General features: G+C 51.9%; 15 protein-coding genes. 11 read left to right on the plus strand and 4 right to left on the minus strand.

Annotated elements, in window-relative coordinates; genetic code table 11:
• Positions 1-21 precede the first annotated feature (21 nt).
• From kdsA to IP582_RS25555, 5 genes are all read left to right on the plus strand, one after another.
• Positions 22-876 (plus strand): 3-deoxy-8-phosphooctulonate synthase, encoded by an 855-nt coding sequence (gene kdsA, locus IP582_RS11370; RefSeq protein WP_193796015.1) that lies wholly within the window; start codon positions 22-24, stop codon positions 874-876.
• A 471-nt stretch (positions 877-1347) separates the two neighbouring features.
• Positions 1348-3897, plus strand: coding sequence for a type VI secretion system Vgr family protein (locus IP582_RS11375; protein WP_193796016.1), 2550 nt, complete (start codon positions 1348-1350; stop codon positions 3895-3897).
• Positions 3894-4850: a CHAP domain-containing protein gene (locus tag IP582_RS11380; protein ID WP_193796017.1), complete on the plus strand. Its 957-nt coding sequence runs from the start codon at positions 3894-3896 to the stop codon at positions 4848-4850. Before IP582_RS11375 ends, IP582_RS11380 begins: the two co-directional genes overlap by 4 nt.
• Positions 4847-5464 carry a hypothetical protein gene (locus IP582_RS11385; protein WP_193796018.1) on the plus strand — a complete coding sequence of 206 codons (618 nt, stop codon included), beginning with the start codon at positions 4847-4849 and terminating at the stop codon, positions 5462-5464. Before IP582_RS11380 ends, IP582_RS11385 begins: the two co-directional genes overlap by 4 nt.
• 816 nt (positions 5465-6280) lie before the next feature.
• Positions 6281-6649, plus strand: a complete 369-nt coding sequence (locus tag IP582_RS25555) for a hypothetical protein (protein WP_193796019.1) — start codon at positions 6281-6283, stop codon at positions 6647-6649.
• A gap of 100 nt (positions 6650-6749) precedes the next feature.
• On the opposite strand, the gene chaA is transcribed toward IP582_RS25555, so the two are convergent.
• Positions 6750-7850 carry a sodium-potassium/proton antiporter ChaA gene (gene chaA, locus IP582_RS11395; RefSeq protein WP_193796020.1) on the minus strand — a complete coding sequence of 367 codons (1101 nt, stop codon included), beginning with the start codon at positions 7848-7850 and terminating at the stop codon, positions 6750-6752.
• Between the two features lie 269 nt (positions 7851-8119).
• Between chaA and chaB the strand changes: the two genes are divergently transcribed.
• Both chaB and IP582_RS11405 read left to right on the plus strand, forming a co-directional pair.
• On the plus strand, positions 8120-8350 hold the full coding sequence (gene chaB, locus IP582_RS11400) for a putative cation transport regulator ChaB (protein ID WP_193796021.1): 231 nt from the start codon (positions 8120-8122) through the stop codon (positions 8348-8350).
• A gap of 178 nt (positions 8351-8528) precedes the next feature.
• Positions 8529-9224, plus strand: a complete 696-nt coding sequence (locus IP582_RS11405) for a gamma-glutamylcyclotransferase (RefSeq protein ID WP_193796022.1) — start codon at positions 8529-8531, stop codon at positions 9222-9224.
• A gap of 13 nt (positions 9225-9237) precedes the next feature.
• Here IP582_RS11405 and IP582_RS11410 read toward each other — a convergent pair whose 3' ends face one another.
• The 3 genes from IP582_RS11410 to IP582_RS11420 form a co-directional block, all read right to left on the minus strand.
• Entirely contained in the window at positions 9238-9480 is a 243-nt protein-coding gene (locus IP582_RS11410) for a DUF1883 domain-containing protein (protein WP_039079188.1), read from the minus strand.
• A gap of 215 nt (positions 9481-9695) precedes the next feature.
• Positions 9696-11480, minus strand: coding sequence for a methyl-accepting chemotaxis protein (locus IP582_RS11415; RefSeq protein WP_193796023.1), 1785 nt, complete (start codon positions 11478-11480; stop codon positions 9696-9698).
• Between the two features lie 107 nt (positions 11481-11587).
• Complete coding sequence (locus IP582_RS11420) at positions 11588-11941, minus strand: DsrE/DsrF/TusD sulfur relay family protein (RefSeq protein ID WP_039079186.1); 354 nt, start codon at positions 11939-11941, stop codon at positions 11588-11590.
• Positions 11942-12008: 67 nt separating this feature from the next.
• Between IP582_RS11420 and nasR the strand changes: the two genes are divergently transcribed.
• The 4 genes from nasR (at position 12009) to IP582_RS11440 (ending at position 16375) form a co-directional block, all read left to right on the plus strand.
• Positions 12009-13202, plus strand: coding sequence for a nitrate regulatory protein NasR (nasR, locus tag IP582_RS11425; RefSeq protein ID WP_193796024.1), 1194 nt, complete (start codon positions 12009-12011; stop codon positions 13200-13202).
• 234 nt (positions 13203-13436) lie between these two features.
• A complete protein-coding gene (locus IP582_RS11430) occupies positions 13437-14696 on the plus strand; it encodes a CmpA/NrtA family ABC transporter substrate-binding protein (protein ID WP_193796025.1) in 1260 nt (419 codons plus the stop codon).
• 1 nt (position 14697) lies between these two features.
• A complete protein-coding gene (ntrB, locus tag IP582_RS11435) occupies positions 14698-15579 on the plus strand; it encodes a nitrate ABC transporter permease (RefSeq protein WP_193796026.1) in 882 nt (293 codons plus the stop codon).
• 1 nt (position 15580) lies between these two features.
• Entirely contained in the window at positions 15581-16375 is a 795-nt protein-coding gene (locus IP582_RS11440; RefSeq protein ID WP_193796027.1) for an ABC transporter ATP-binding protein, read from the plus strand.
• Positions 16376-16378 lie beyond the last annotated feature (3 nt).

A 16378-nucleotide genomic window follows, 5' to 3' on the forward strand; every position in this document is an offset into this window, starting at 1 on the left:
GAATCTTGATAAGGGAATTATATGACACAAAAAGTGGTTAGCATTGGCGATATCAATGTCGCGAACGATCTGCCGTTTGTTCTGTTTGGCGGTATGAACGTGCTGGAGTCCCGCGACCTCGCGATGCGTATTTGTGAGCACTACGTGACAGTTACCCAGAAACTGGATATTCCGTATGTGTTCAAAGCCTCTTTTGACAAAGCCAACCGTTCCTCCATCAAGTCTTACCGTGGGCCGGGCCTGGAAGAAGGGATGAAAATTTTTCAGGAGCTGAAACAGACGTTCGGTGTGAAAGTGATCACCGATGTTCACGAAGCCAGCCAGGCTCAGCCCGTTGCTGACGTGGTTGACGTGATTCAGTTACCGGCATTTCTGGCGCGTCAGACCGACCTGGTCGAAGCGATGGCGAAAACCGGCGCCGTCATTAACGTGAAAAAACCGCAGTTCGTAAGCCCTGGCCAGATGGGTAATATCGTGGATAAATTCCATGAAGGCGGTAACGACAAAGTTATCCTGTGCGACCGTGGCAGCAACTTCGGTTACGACAACCTGGTTGTCGATATGCTCGGCTTTAGCGTGATGAAAAAGGTCTCTGGCAACTCGCCGGTCATTTTCGATGTGACGCACGCATTGCAGTGCCGTGATCCGTTTGGCGCCGCCTCTGGTGGCCGTCGTGCCCAGGTTGCTGAGCTGGCGCGTGCGGGTATGGCGACAGGCCTGGCCGGTCTGTTTATTGAGGCGCACCCGGATCCAGCCAACGCGAAATGCGATGGCCCGTCCGCACTGCCGCTGGATAAACTGGAGCCGTTCCTGAAACAGATCAAAGCGATTGATGATCTGGTGAAAAGCTTCGATGAGCTTGATACCAGCAAGTAATTAATCGAGCCTTGCAAAACACCGTTCACCGTTGTGTGAACGGTGTTATCACTTTCTGACGCCTTTCCAATGCCTCTTCTGTTTCCTTTCTTTTTACAAAATAACTCTCCGCTGTTTTAAATAATAATTTTCAACGTTTATTAACGTATGCATTTTTAGTGTGAATATCTGAAAATCGTGGTGTTTCTCCTAAAAATATAATTAAGTGAGTAGGGTTCCATATTCAGTCGCTTTTGCGCTAAGTAACTTTATTAATGGGGTATTTTTTGTCTATATGGAATCGCATTGTTAATTATGTCGTATCCAGGAGCGTGGGTTTTCTCTGGCGGTAGCTATGCTTTTTTGCCTGACGCTATTGGGATGGCATAAATAAACCAGCCTGGAAAATGGGAATTCACAGATTGTTATGCTTGCCCGCCAGCAATAAAGGCAAGAATACATTGCATATTGCAAGGATGCAGGAGGCACCGCATGAATGCGCTCAGTTTTGACCACTCCCACCACAAATTAAAAATCCGTGGCCTGAGCAGCCCGCCTGATGTGCTCTCCTTTGAAGGCCGCGAGCATCTGAGCCAGCCGTTCTGTTACGACATTCAGTTCACCAGCCGTGATAAAACCCTGGAGCCGGAAGCGGTGCTGATGCAGGACGGCGCGCTCAGCCTCTGCGCCCCGCCGGTTCAGGGGATGCCGGTACAGGTGCCGCTGCGCACCTTGTATGGCGTCATCACCGGCTTTAAACAGCTTTCCACCTCGCGCGATGAAACACGTTATGAAGTGCGCCTTGAGCCCCGACTGGCGCTGCTCGCCCGCAGCCATCAGAACGCCATCTACCAGAACCAGAGCGTGCCGCAGATTGTCGAGAAAATCCTGCGTGAGCGCCACGGGATGCTCGGCCAGGACTTCGTATTCACCCTGACGGGGGAATATCCGTCGCGCGAACAGGTGATGCAGTTCGGCGAGGACGACCTGACGTTTATCTCCCGGCTGCTGTCGGAGGTGGGGATCTGGTTCCGGTTCAGTACCGACGTGCGGCTGAAAATTGAAGTCATTGAGTTTTATGACGACCAGAGCGGCTATGAACGCGGCCTGATGCTGCCACTGCGCCATCCTTCTGGGCTGAGCGACAGCGGCACGGAATCTGTCTGGGGGCTGAACACGGCATATCATGTGGTGGAAAAAAGCGTCACCACGCGGGACTACAACTACCGTGACGCGACCGCCGATATGACGTCGGCGTTTGATGCGACGGGCGGGGACAGCACCACCTGTGGCGAAGCCTGTCATTACGCGGACAACTTCCTGACGGCAGGCGACCCGGACACACCGGAAAGCGGGGCGTTTTACGCGCGTATCCGCCACGAACGTTACCTTAATGGCCGGGCCATTCTGCAGGGGCTGAGCACCAGCGCCCTGCTGATGCCGGGGCTGGAGATAAAGGTACCGGATGAGGACGCTCCGGCGGTGTTCCGCAGGGGCGCATTGATAACCGGGCTGACCGCCAGCGCGGCCCGCGACCGCAGTTATGAACTGACGTTTACCGCCATCCCGTATTCGGAACGTTACAGCTTTCGCCCGGCGCGCATTGCGAAACCGGTGATGGCCGGAACGCTGCCCGCGCGGGTGACCAGCACAACGGCAAACGACATCTACGCCCATATCGATAAAGACGGGCGCTACCGGGTGAACCTCGATTTTGACCGCGAGGCCTGGAAGCCGGGTTACGAGAGCCTGTGGGTACGGCAGTCCCGCCCTTATGCAGGTGATACGTACGGCCTGCATCTGCCGCTGCTGGTGGGCACGGAGGTCAGCATCGCGTTTGAGGGAGGCAACCCGGACCGGCCCTATATCGCCGGGGTGAAGCATGATTCCGCCCACACAGACCATGTGACGATTCAGAACTACAGGCGCAACGTGCTGCGCACCCCGGCAAACAACAAGCTGCGCCTCGATGACGAGCGCGGCAAAGAGCATATCAAAATCAGTACGGAGTACGGCGGCAAGAGCCAGCTCAATCTCGGCCATCTGGTGGATGCGGGAAAACAGCAGCGCGGGGAAGGTTTTGAGTTGCGCACGGACATGTGGGGTGCCATCCGGGCGAAAAAGGGGATATTCATCAGCGCCGACGGCCAGGACAGGGCGCAGGGGCCGGTGCGGGAGATGGCGGCGGCGATGGGGATACTGAGCGGTGCGCAGTCGCAGATGGCGTCACTGTCGGCGGATGCGGAAACGGCGAATGCTGACCCGGCAGACCTTGCGTCGCAGGTGACGTTGCTGGAGGAGCGTGTAAAAGAACTGACGCAGGCGGTGGTGCTGTTAAGCGGTCCGAAAGGTGTGACCCTGGCCAGCGGTGAACATATGCAACTGGCGGCGGCCAGGAGTCTCGAAATGAACGCTGGCAATAATGCCGATATTGGGGTGATGAAAAACCTGTTTATCGGTGTGGGGCAGGCTCTGAGTGTATTTGTACGCAAAGCGGGGATTAAGCTGTTTGCCAATAAAGGTGCGATCTCACTACAGGCGCAGAACGATCTGATGGAATTACTGGCGAAAAAATCGATAGAGATCACCAGTACGGAAGATGAGATCACTATTACCGCGAAGGAGAAAATCACGATCAACGGTGGCGGAAGTTATATCCGTCTGGATCCCTGCGGAATAGAAGCCGGTACGCAAGGTGAATATAACGTCAAGGCAGGATATTACGGGCGTAAGCCAGGAGCGAAAATTACGCCTGAGGTGATGGCATTTCCGATGATAAAAGAAACATGGGATGGTATACGGATAATTACAACGCGGCAGCGGAATGGTGATTCGTCACCTGTTGGCTTAGATTTTAAAATTAAGAGTGATAATGATTTGACATTATTCAGAGCGAAAACTTCTAATATTGATGGTAAGAGTTGCGTTTTTTCTGAAGAGAAATTTGAAAAAATGGATAGTTTATTAATTGGTAAGGAGAGTGATGAGTGGGTGTCTTATTCTTTTGAAGAGGATTTGCAGGGGGATGAAGAGTGCTTATGAAATCCAGACTTGTTATTTCATTTAAAAATTCATTAATGGGGCCATCTTCGGGTTTGAATTATAGGGTGACTGTTAACAATGTTAGTATTGATCAATCTACTGTGAAAGATACGAATTCTCCATTGGTATATGAGTTTGAAGAAATTAGTAATGGTCGTGTTGTAATATTCAATAGCGAAGGTGTAAATGTCGAGATAAACAGAGGGAATTCATATCAGATTAAAATTGGTGTAATTGATATAAATAGCAATATTGAAAAAGAAGTTGGGGTTGAAACCTTGAATACAGGTAAGCAGCTAACAATGGTTATTGTGTCGCCATGGACAAAAATATCAATTCAGAACATTGGGAGGGATGATTTTTCTGGAGGTTTTTATAATGTTGAATATAAAATAAATACAACGGGTGAGATCAGGGAGCTAAAAATAGCAATAAAAGATATTCCCAGGAAAATTATAACAACTGCCCTTAAATACCGAGGGGATATTAAATGGGCTGGTACAACCAGTGTTACATCAAGGCATCCGGAGCTGGGCGATGAGGTAACATTTGGATCAGGTACAAATAAGTGTAATATCTTCGTTAATGATGTTTTGACAGAATCTGGTGTTAAAGTCGCCTGGATTGAGCATGGTAAGTCAAAAAATATTCCATTTTATAAACGATTAAGCCCTCCAACAGCAGGGGAATGGGCTGATAGTTCAAAGTTACTTAATAGCTGGAGCGTGGAAAATACGCCAGAGCCGGGAGATGTTGGTGCCTACTCTTATAATTATAGTGATGCGTCAGGACATGTTGGGATTATTATTGCGGATGGTGTGACTATTTCAGCAGGCTGGAATAAGATCGAATTAAATGATTGTGGGTTTAGAGTTAAGTATAATACTGCCAGTGAACCATCTCAAGAGCATGATTTTACGATTTTTAGACGTTATAAAGGCATGTTAAGGTGATGAAAAAAAACACTAAATTTATACTCGGAGTTGTTCTTTTTTTGTTTGTGTATGGGTGTTTTTTTTATTTAAATGGAGAGGTGTGCTCTGAGAGTATGTATAGGATTCCAGAAAACAAAGAGTATTATGATCTAATCGGCCGGTACGCGGAAAGAAGAACTATAGTAGACAAGTATGGGGGGCGTGTTCTTCATGTTGTATCATGGAAAGATGCAACGAATGTTTATGATATATACTATGATGGTATCGCTCGGGAAATTAATGAGCGTCCAGAGTATTACCTTTATGATGTCTTGAAGGTTTTGTCTGGTGCTAATTATGATCAAAGTCAAAAGCTATACTCCATTCTTTTGATGCAACATCTTTCGATTGGTGATTATATTTGTTTGATGAGTGTTGCTAATGAGTCCTTTGAAAGTGGATATATTGATAAGGAAGTCATGCGGTTTGCTCTTTTCCCTGACCAAAATATAAAGAATGGGACGTCTGTTTATTATTGGTGGCTACCCGCCTGGAGGAGACAATTTATCAAAAATGCATATAAGGTGGCAGATAAAGAATCTGTTGACGCTGTTTTAAATGGAAGTTGGTCATTTAATCTCATGATGCAGTAAGAGAGAATATCAATATGTTAATTTTGACTGTTGTGAACTACAGTGCGGTGGTTTGTTCTGGTTAAATATTTTTATAAAACTGCTATATAAATTAATAAATTGAAAGTGAAATAAAGATATATGGTTGTTCCGCATGTAAATAACAAATCATTTTATATCGGTAAGAAATTGTATAACAGGATATATAGAATTTTGCGCAGATGGCTGATTTGTTCAAAATATGCTAATGATATGGCTGTGAACAGTTGAGGTATATGAAACTGGAGGTAGCGAAAATACTGAATGAAAATTTTCCTGTACTGCACTGGCAACTGATAAACAGATTTGAGTGCTCCTCAATTGGGGCCGCCGTCTGGAATGGTACCCGTACTGAGTGCTGTGGAATATTGGGCAGGCTATCCGGGGCGGGCCGCGTACGGCAGGATGTCAAAGGCAAGCTTTACGGCGATGGAATCAAAACTGATGGGCACCTTTAAAAATTATGTTCAGCAGGAGGCCAAATGATGATGCCATCATTAGATACCGGGGGCGCAGTACGGGCGCAATCAACGATACCGTCGTAGGACGTTCTGTTACTGACTGGATGGCTGACTATAAATCTGAGGTAAACCAGTACTGGCGGGGACGACTTACGCCAATATCTATGGCACTGATGCCGTCAGAGATGTCGCCTTTGATTTCTACCTTGATATCTATTTTATCTGGCTGGCAAAGCAATATTAATTCTACTGCACCGAGCTTAATCATCTGGGTGAGAAACTGTCGTGAGCGCGTCGTGAACAGATAAGCGAGTATGGTCTGCTTGCAGGAACAGGGGTGAACCCGAATCGAAAAGCTGAAGAGATAAAGGTGCAGATTGCTGAACTTAAATCACTCTGGGGATGGCTGGATGATGTCAAGCGTGTCACCACCAGATTATCAAATGATTTAAATTACGGGCGACAAATGGATACTCGCATGGACAACCATAAAGAGATTTATTTTCCTGCATCGAGACGGGCCGGGCTGTTCCTCGATTTTTATCATAAGGCATGGAATGGCAAAAAACTCCCCGACATCACATGGCCAGGAATAAATACACTTCATGCTTATTTTGCTCATGATTTGCATACGGTAGATACAGGGGGTTCTATCAACGAAAGTTTCTTTCTGCGCCGTATGGCTGAATGTCCAAAACCACAATAAAAGAATATAAGTAACTTGCTATCGCTGACCTGGAAAACCAGGCCAGCATAGCGTGCTAACAAGAACGGCTTATTACAGACTACAGACTCCCTCGTTCAAATCAGGCAAAAATCGTCATCAAATAGGCCGCAAACAGTGCCAGATGTGCGGCGCCGTTAAGAACATTGGTGCGACCCGTTGAAAACGAAATATGGCACAGCATCAATGACGCCAGCATCACCACCAGCTCCGGTTTGCCCAGGCCAAACATCAAATCATTCCCGGTCACCCAGGCAATCAGCGTGACAACCGGTACGGTCAACGAAATGGTCGCCAGAACCGAGCCGAAGAACAGGTTCATTGCGCGCTGCACCTGATTATTTAATACCGCTTTCAGGGCGCCCAATCCTTCGGGAGAGAGAATCAACAACGCAACCAGGAAGCCGGTAAAGGCAACTGGTGCATTCATTTCCGTCAGCAGATTTTCCAGCGGATTGGCATTCATCTTGGTGACCGCAATAACGGCAACCAGATGGACCAGCAGCCAGACGGTGTGCCAGCCGCTGCTGTGCGCAGACGGTTTGCCGTGGTGCGGGTCATCATCGTCGCCGTCATCTTCGTGCTCATAAACGAACAGACTCTGATGCGTTTTCGTTTGAATCAGCAGGAATACGCCATACATAGCGGCAGAAATAAGGGCCACCAGTAATGATTGTCCGGTCGTGAAATTGCCGCCTTCTAAGGCTACCGGGAAGACCAGCACAATAATGGCCAGCGGGAAGAGGGCAATCATATATTGCTTGATGCCGAACAGGTTCACATATTGCGTGGCAAATTTCCGCCCACCGAGCAATAACGAGAAGCCAACCAGACCACCGCTCACGATCATAATGATGGAATAAAGTGTGTCGCGCATGAGCGTTGGCGCAGCATCGCCAGTCGCCATTAACGCAGAAATCAGACTCACTTCAAGAATAACGACAGAAAGGCTTAAAATTAATGAGCCATAGGGTTCACCGAGACGGTGAGCAAGAACATCGGCGTGGCGTACGACGCTAAATGCGCTGGCAAGAATCCCCACCAGGGCCAGAGCATTCATTCCGATTATCACTGGCAGCGACTGACTGTTTCCCCAATAAAGCAGGGCTGCCAGTGCCAGAACCGGGAAAATGAGCGAAGTCTCCTTGTGGCGGGTTTTAACCGCCTCGTGCGTTGTTGTCATTGTTGATCTCCAACCAGCAGGTATTTGTAATTATAGAAAGAAATTCAGGGCGCATAAAATAACAAACATTCGCCTTTCATTATCCATTTTTTACGCTTTTTTACGTCATGCGAATTTTCTGTTTTGAGACGAGTATTTATAAGGCTTTAATGGAAAATATAGTTAATTAACAATGCAATGCCATCGTGGTTTTGTCGAAAATCAAAATCGGTTGGATAAGACGGGAAGAATAAACCAGACTTAAGTTTTTGCTTAAGGAGGTATATACGATGCCCTATAAAACGAAATCAGACTTACCCGACAGCGTGCAACATGTCCTGCCTGCCCACGCCCAGGAAATCTATAAAGAAGCCTTTAATAGTGCCTGGGAGCAATATAAAGATAAAGACGAACGCCGCGGTGATGCCAGCCGGGAAGAGACCGCGCATCGCGTAGCCTGGGCGGCGGTAAAAAATGATTATGAAAAAGGTGACGATGATAAGTGGCATAAAAAGCGATAACCCTCTGAAATAGTGAGCCACATTTTTATATTGCCAACATGATGAATCGCCCTTCGCCTTATGCCCTATAGAGTTCACTTGAAAACGGCCTGTGAATTGCATATCGTCATTGAAAAGCGCCAGGAAGGCAGCAGTAAAGTCGTCGCAAGGAAGCAGGCAGTGGCGGAGGTAGAAAGAGATGTTGACGCGTGATTTCTTGATGAAGGCAGATTGTAAAACGGCGTTTGGAGACATTGAGGAATCGCTGTTATGGTCGGCGGAGCAACGAGCAGCATCGCTTGCAGCGACGCTGGCTTGCCGCTTGGATGACGGCCCGGTATGGATTTTTGGTTACGGTTCGCTGATGTGGAACCCGGCTCTGGAATATGACGAGTCCTGTACCGGTACTCTTCCCGGCTGGCACCGCGCATTTTGTTTACGTCTGACGGCGGGACGCGGCAGCGCCTGCCAGCCCGGACGTATGCTTGCACTAAAAGAGGGCGGGCGCACCACCGGTGTGGCCTATCGCCTGGCAGAATCGACCCTACACGAAGAGCTTTCCCTGTTGTGGAAACGCGAGATGATCACCGGCTGCTATTTGCCGAGCTGGCGCAAGCTGGAGCTTGACGACGGGCGTACGGTAAATGCGCTGGTATTCATCATGGACCCGCGTCATCCGCTTTATGAGTCCGATACCCGCGCGCAGACCATTGCGCCGCTTATTGCCACAGCGAGTGGCCCGCTGGGTACCAACGCGCAATATCTGTTCTCGCTGGAACAAGAGTTGATCAAACTGGGTATGCAGGATGATTGCCTCAACGAGCTGGTGGGAAGGGTGCGTCTGCTGCTGGAGGGAGAAAAACCAGGTCCGGAGATGCAACCTGGTTTCGCCTGAGTGTGATGCTAACTTATGCTGGAACGTAACTGATGGAATGTTCCAGCGACTGGCTGTGGCTATCGATCAGCACATTCCAGATGCCGCTGTAAGGAACCGCCAGATACGCACTGGCACGATCCTGAACGCTTAACACATCAGTCTGACTTGCGGCCTGACTCTTTTCGCTCATCAGATGGATATGGCAGCTCTCAGAACAACGTACTACCACTGTATCCCCACCAAATAACTTCAAACTTGTCTTTACCAACGCCATTGTTTTAAACCCCGTATATATCGACAACGCACTCCCTGCGGGAAAATCCCGTGCGTGATTTTGTTCACAATTCACTCATTGCATAACACCAAAGGGAAGGGGGTCAGATGCTGACTTTGATCAAAAAATGGCGTAACGATTAAACAATAATGACAAAATTCGGCGGGGGATTATGTCGGCGCGTTAAATTCGGGGAAAAACGCGCCGACAGAAGATTAAATGCGGAAATGCCCCGCAGTTTCAGCAAGCTCGCCCGCTTGTTCCTGCAACGCGCCTGCGGCGGCGGCTGACTGGATCACCAGTTCGGCGTTTTGCTGCACCATTCGGTCAAGATCGATGACCGCATGGTTAATTTCCTGGATACCTTTCATCTGCTCGTTCGTGGCGACGGTGATTTCACGCATAATGACCGAGACGCTGTCAATGCTGGAGACAATTTCCCCCATACTTTCCCCGGCCAGGCGCACGTAGCGGGAACCCGTTGCCACGCTGTCTGTTGTCGAATCAATCAACGACTTAATCTCTTTCGCCGCCTGCGCGCTGCGACTGGCAAGGTTGCGCACCTCGCCGGCAACAACCGCGAAACCACGACCCTGCTCGCCGGCACGTGCTGCTTCGACCGAGGCGTTCAGCGCCAGGATATTGGTCTGGAAAGCTATCCCGTCAATCACGCTGGTAATATCCCCGATTTTGGCCGACGCCACTTCGATTGTCTGCATGGTTGAAATGGCCTGCGATACCACTTTACCGCCGCGTGACGCAGCCTCAGAGGCGCTGTGCGCCTGTTCGTTGGCCTGAGCGGCGGAATCGGTGGACTGGGCGACGGAGGCGGTAATCTGCTCGACGGCACTGGCGGTCTCGCGCAGGCTGGAGGCGGCCTGTTCGGTACGCCCTGACAGATCCTGGTTGCCTGTCGCGATCTCTTGTGCCGCCTGCTGAACTGAGTGGCTGGAATCGCGCAGTTTAACCATCACCACGGCGAGTTTGTCGCTAAAGGCGTTAAATGCATGGGCGATTTGCGCCACTTCATCGTTACCCTGTTCCGGCAAGCGCTGCGACAGGTCATCTGTGCCGCTGCTAATCGCGTTCATCGCGTCACGAATGGTGATCAGGCGCTTGAGCATAGTGGCGACAATCCAGTGCATGAGGGCACCCGCCAGTACGACCAGTACAATCAGCGAAACGGCCGAGGCTTTTAATTGCGCGCGCAGGCCCGCAGTGGCGTCTGCGCTGTCCAGAGCGACAACCAGCAGCCAGTTGGTGCCGTTCACTTTAGTGGCAATAAACGCTTTTTCCGCACCGGCAAAGAGGCCCGTGAGCGGTTTACCCGCTTGCAGATCGGCAAATTGCACCTCCCTGATGGCCTCGCCAAACGGTTTCAGCGTCAGTTTGCCATCATTGGCGGCTATTACGCTGCCATCACTGTTCAGTAACAGTCCGCTGCTGTTTGGGGTCGGTTTAATACCCTGGACGTTAGCCACCACGCTGTCCATTGACACATCACCTGCGACCACAGCTTTAAGCGTACCGTTTTCTTTAACTGGTACCGCGAAGGTGACCACCAGTTTCCCGCTGCCTGCATCGACATAAGGTGCGGTGACTATCGGAGCATCCGCTTTGGCGGCCTGCTGATACCAGGGACGAATGGTCGGATCATAATCCGCAGGCACTCCGTCCGGGTTTGAGAATTTAGCCGTTTTACTGGCGTACCCCACATAGACGTTGATAAAGCCGGCGGCCTGAGCAATCTGGGTGAACACCGGAACGGGGTCGTCGGTTAGGGCGACTTTCTGGAGAGAGGAGATGGCGGTCGTTTTACTGCTGACCCAGTCGCTGATAGCGAGGCTATGGCTGGAGCTGGTGCTGGTGAGGATATCTTGCTGAGCGTCCTGATTATGCTGGCTGGTTACCTGGTAGTTAATAACGGTGTTAAGAAGAAGAGCAATAGCGAGACAGCCCGCCGTCGCCGTAATGATACGAGCGCGAATTGACCTGAACATATTATGAGTACCTGCTGTGTTGTCTTTAATGCCTATCGGCAGCACAGCAGGCAAACTTGATGCCCGAGAGGCACCCATAAGAAAAAAGTATTAAAGAATGGTGAATATTAGAAGGTCAGCACTTTGTCTGCCGCCAGTGTCCACTGCGCCAGTTCGACCAGGGTGCCAATCGCCACGCCATCCACTAAGGGCAACGTCGTGATACCGCGCCCGTCGGTGCAGGTCTTACACAATTTCACCGGTACATTTTGCGCGGTAAGGATTTCCAGCATTTGCTGAATATTGTACCCCTCTGCGGGTTTTTGCCCACGCAGCCCGGCGGTCACCGCATCGGACATTAAAAACAGGCGTAAATCGAGGTCGGCTTCTTGCTCGCGCAGGGCGATGGCCAGACGCAGACTGTTAAATAAGGATTCACTGCCGTACGCCGCGCCGTTGGCGACAATCACGATCTTTTGCATCTTCACTCCTTCGATAGGGCATGGTTATTGCTTATTACTCACCAGCAGACAGCCACGGAGAGTAAGCATGAATAATTATACTGATGCGACACCCGACGCCACCGACTGGTTTCGCTATGCGCGTCAGGTCCAGAAACAACAGCTTTACCAGCTCACACAGCTTGGCGTGCTGGCGGGAAAAATCAGCCATCTGACCCATATGTTGCAGTGCGAACGCGGCGCATCGAATATCTGGCTGTGTTCAAAAGGGCAGCTTTACGCGCTGGAATGTCGTGCCAGCAGCGCCCTTGCCGATGAGAACATCACCCCGTTTTTACCGTTACTCGCCACGCTCAGGCCACTTGCCAGTAGCGCATTATGCCACCGTATTGCCGCCGCTGTTGGGTGTCTGGAACAACTTCCACAGCTACGCGAACAAATAAAAACCCAGCGTATTACGGCAGAGCAGGCGATGGCGCAGTTCAGCCGTACCATTAGCCATCTGCTGAGCATTATTCCGCAGCTTAACGACAGCGTGGATGATCCCAGAATTGTTAAACATCTGGTGGCCCTCTACAGTTTTATGCAGGGAAAAGAGCTGGTAGGGCAAGAGCGCGCGCTGGGGGCGATTGGGTTTACCCAGGCGGCGTTTAGCGATGCATTGCGCCAGTCGCTGGTGGACCGCATTGATGGTCAGCAACCCTGTTTTGAGGCCTTCCTGTCGCTTGTGGCGCCTGATGTCAGTGCGATATTTGCCCGCGAATGTACCGCCGGGCTGGAGATTGAACAGCTCCGTCGCCAGGCCTGCACCCGCGTGCCCCCTGCAGATGGCGGCGAAGGGGCGCTACGCTGGTTCGCACTGCAAACCCAGAGGCTGGAACATCTGCGTGCGCTGGAAGAGTTGCTGATCAATGAATTGATGCACACGACAGCGACCATGCTGGAGGAAGACGACGACGTTAATGTCAGTAGCTGGATTGAGGAAACGACGAGCGACCACCTTTCCGCGCGGCTCGACAAACAGCTCTTACCCCTGGTGCGCCAGCAAGCCCGTGAACTGGAGCAGCTTAGTGCGCAACTGGCGTCGCTACAGGATTCCATGGAGGAACGCACGCTGATTGATAAAGCGAAAAATATCCTGATGAATCACCAGAACATGAGCGAAGAGCAGGCCTGGCAATGTCTGCGCAAAATGGCTATGGACAAGAATCAGCGCATGGTTGAAATCGCCCGCGCTCTGCTCACTGTACGGGCGTTATGGCCTCTAACACCTAAGGAGTAGTTGCACATTCCGCGGGCATTCCCTGCACATGTGCAGTGCGAAAACATCCTGAAAACAGGTGAAAAGCACGAAAAACAGTGGCTTGTAACCTGGCATAGTGGTTGCATTGTTAAGTGTGTAAATGAATACATTTGTGGCGGGGAACCAACGGCGGTTCACTGACCATACGGATAAAGGCGTCCATTGGTGCGAAAGCATCGACGGGCGCTTTTTTTTTTTGCTTCGGGAGTGGGTATGGGCGATTCATCGGTTTCACTAACGCGCAGGCGTTTTCTACAGGCAGGAGCAGCACTGAGCGGTGCGATGCTGATGCCCGGCCTGATGCAGGCCGCGTGGGCGGCAGGTTCCGACAAACCGGAACTGACTACTGTTCGTGTCGGGTTTATTCCGCTGACCGATTGCGCGCCGCTGGTCATTGCTGCCCTGAAAGGGTTCGATAAAAAGTACGGCATCACCCTGGTGCCAACCAAAGAGGCCAGTTGGGCGGCGGTGCGCGACAAACTGGTCTCCGGCGAACTGGACGCCGCGCACGTGCTTTATGGCTTGCTGTACGGGCTGGAACTCGGGATCGCCGGGAAAACCCAGTCGATGGCCAACCTGATGACCCTTAACCAGAACGGTCAGGGGATCACCCTTTCCAGCGACCTGCTGGATAAAGGCATCACCGATGGCGAGAGCCTGAAAAAAATGATTGGGCAGAGCGCCCCCGGAACATACACCTTTGCCCATACCTTCCCGACCGGCACTCACGCCATGTGGCTCTATTACTGGCTGGCGAGCGCGGGCATCAACCCCTTTACCGACATTCGCACGGTGGTCGTGCCGCCGCCGCAAATGGTGATGAACATGCGGATCGGCAACATGGTTGGTTTTTGCGTGGGTGAACCGTGGAACGCCCGCGCCATTAATGACCGCATCGGATTTACCGCTGCGACCAGCCAGTCCGTGTGGCCGGATCATCCGGAAAAAATTCTCGGCACGCGCAGCGCCTGGGTCGAACAAAACCCACACACCGCCCGTGCGCTGGTCTGTGCGGTGATGGAGGCATCCCGCTGGATTGATGCTTCCGATGATAACCGCCGTGAAACCGCCCGCATCCTTGCGCGTCGGGCGTGGCTTAACACCAAAGAGCAGTATCTGACCGGGCGCATGCTCGGTGAATACGACAACGGTGCGGGCAAGAGCTGGCAGGATGCGCACGCTATCCGCTTTTTCAATGACGGCCAGGTGAGCTACCCATGGCACTCCGACGGCATGTGGTTTTTAACCCAGTTCCGCCGCTGGGGGTTGCTGAAAAGCGCACCGGATTATGCCGCTATCGCCGGGCGCATTAACCGTATCGATATCTGGAAAGATGCCGCCACGGCTATCGGGGGCATTACGCCGCCTGCGCAGACCATGCGAACCAGCACACTGATGGATGGTACGCGCTGGAACGGTACCGACCCGGAGCAATACGCCAGACGCTTCGACATTCAACGAACAGGGGCCTGATATGAAACATCAACAGAACACACAGCGCGTTACGCCGCCGTCCATACCTGGCGAAGTGATTACGCTGCCTCCGGTCAAAGTCCGCACCCGTAAGTCGGCCTTGTCGCGTAAAACTCGCGCGGTAGCCGAACGTGTCGTTCCCGCGCTGCTGGGGCTTGGGCTGCTGCTGATCGCCTGGGAACTGGCGGCAATCAATAGCAAAGGCTTTCCCACACCGCTCAGCACGCTGGATTCGGCAATGACGCTGTTTGCCGACCCGTTCTATCGGGATGGGCCGAATGACATGGGGATCGGCTGGAACGTACTGGCTTCATTGCAGCGCGTCGCCATCGGTTTTGGTCTGGCAGCGCTGGTGGGGATCCCGCTGGGTTTTATGATTGGCCGCTTTATCTTTCTGGCGCGGATGTTCAACCCGCTGATTGCACTGCTGCGCCCGGTCAGCCCACTGGCATGGTTACCGATTGGCCTGCTGCTTTTCCAGAAAGCGGAACCGGCATCAAGCTGGACCATTTTCATCTGTTCTATCTGGCCGATGGTGATTAATACCGCCGAAGGGGTGCGCCGCATTCCGCAAGATTACCTCAACGTGGCCCGCGTTCTGCAGTTGTCCGAATGGACGGTCATGCGCCGCATTTTGTTCCCGGCGGTGTTGCCCGCCGTGCTCACCGGCGTCCGCTTGTCGATCGGCATCGCCTGGCTGGTGATTGTCGCCGCGGAAATGCTCACCGGCGGCCTGGGGATCGGTTTTTGGATCTGGAACGAATGGAACAACCTCAATGTGGAAAACATTTTAATCGCCATTGTCATTATCGGTGTGGTCGGTCTGCTGCTGGAGCAGGGGCTGATGCTGGTGGCACGTCGCTTTAGCTGGCAGGAGAAATAAGATGAGCACAAAACCGATTATCCAGGTACAGGCGGTGAGCCAGCGCTTTTCGACCGCGGGCGGTGAGTTTGTGGCGTTGCAAAATGTCTCATTCGATATTCATGAAGGGGAAACGGTCAGCCTGATTGGTCATTCGGGCTGTGGGAAATCGACCTTACTGAATTTGATTGCCGGTATCACGCTCCCAACCGAAGGCGGTTTGCTGTGCGATAACCGGGAGATAGCGGGGCCTGGCCCCGAGCGCGCGGTCGTGTTCCAGAACCACTCTTTATTGCCGTGGCTGACCTGTTTTGACAACGTGGCGCTGGCGGTGGATCAGGTGTTCCGTCGCACCATGCACAAAGCGGAGCGCCGCGAGTGGATTGAGCACAATCTGGAGCGGGTACAAATGGGCCACGCGCTGCACAAACGTCCAGGGGAGATCTCCGGCGGGATGAAACAACGTGTCGGCATTGCCCGTGCCCTTGCCATGAAACCCAAAGTGCTGCTGATGGATGAACCTTTTGGCGCGCTCGATGCGTTAACCCGCGCCCACCTGCAGGATGCGGTCATGCAGATCCAGCAGTCGCTGAACACCACCATTGTGCTGATCACCCATGATGTGGACGAGGCGGTGCTGCTTTCTGACCGGGTACTGATGATGACCAACGGCCCGGCGGCAACCGTCGGTGAAATCCTTGACGTCAATCTGCCGCGTCCGCGTAACCGGGTGCAACTGGCTGATGACAGCCGTTATCACCACCTGCGCCAGCAGATCCTCCATTTCCTCTATGAAAAACAGCCGAAAGCGGCCTGAGGT

It is taken from the genome of Citrobacter sp. BDA59-3, assembly GCF_015167655.1.
Lineage (GTDB): Bacteria > Pseudomonadota > Gammaproteobacteria > Enterobacterales > Enterobacteriaceae > Phytobacter > Phytobacter diazotrophicus.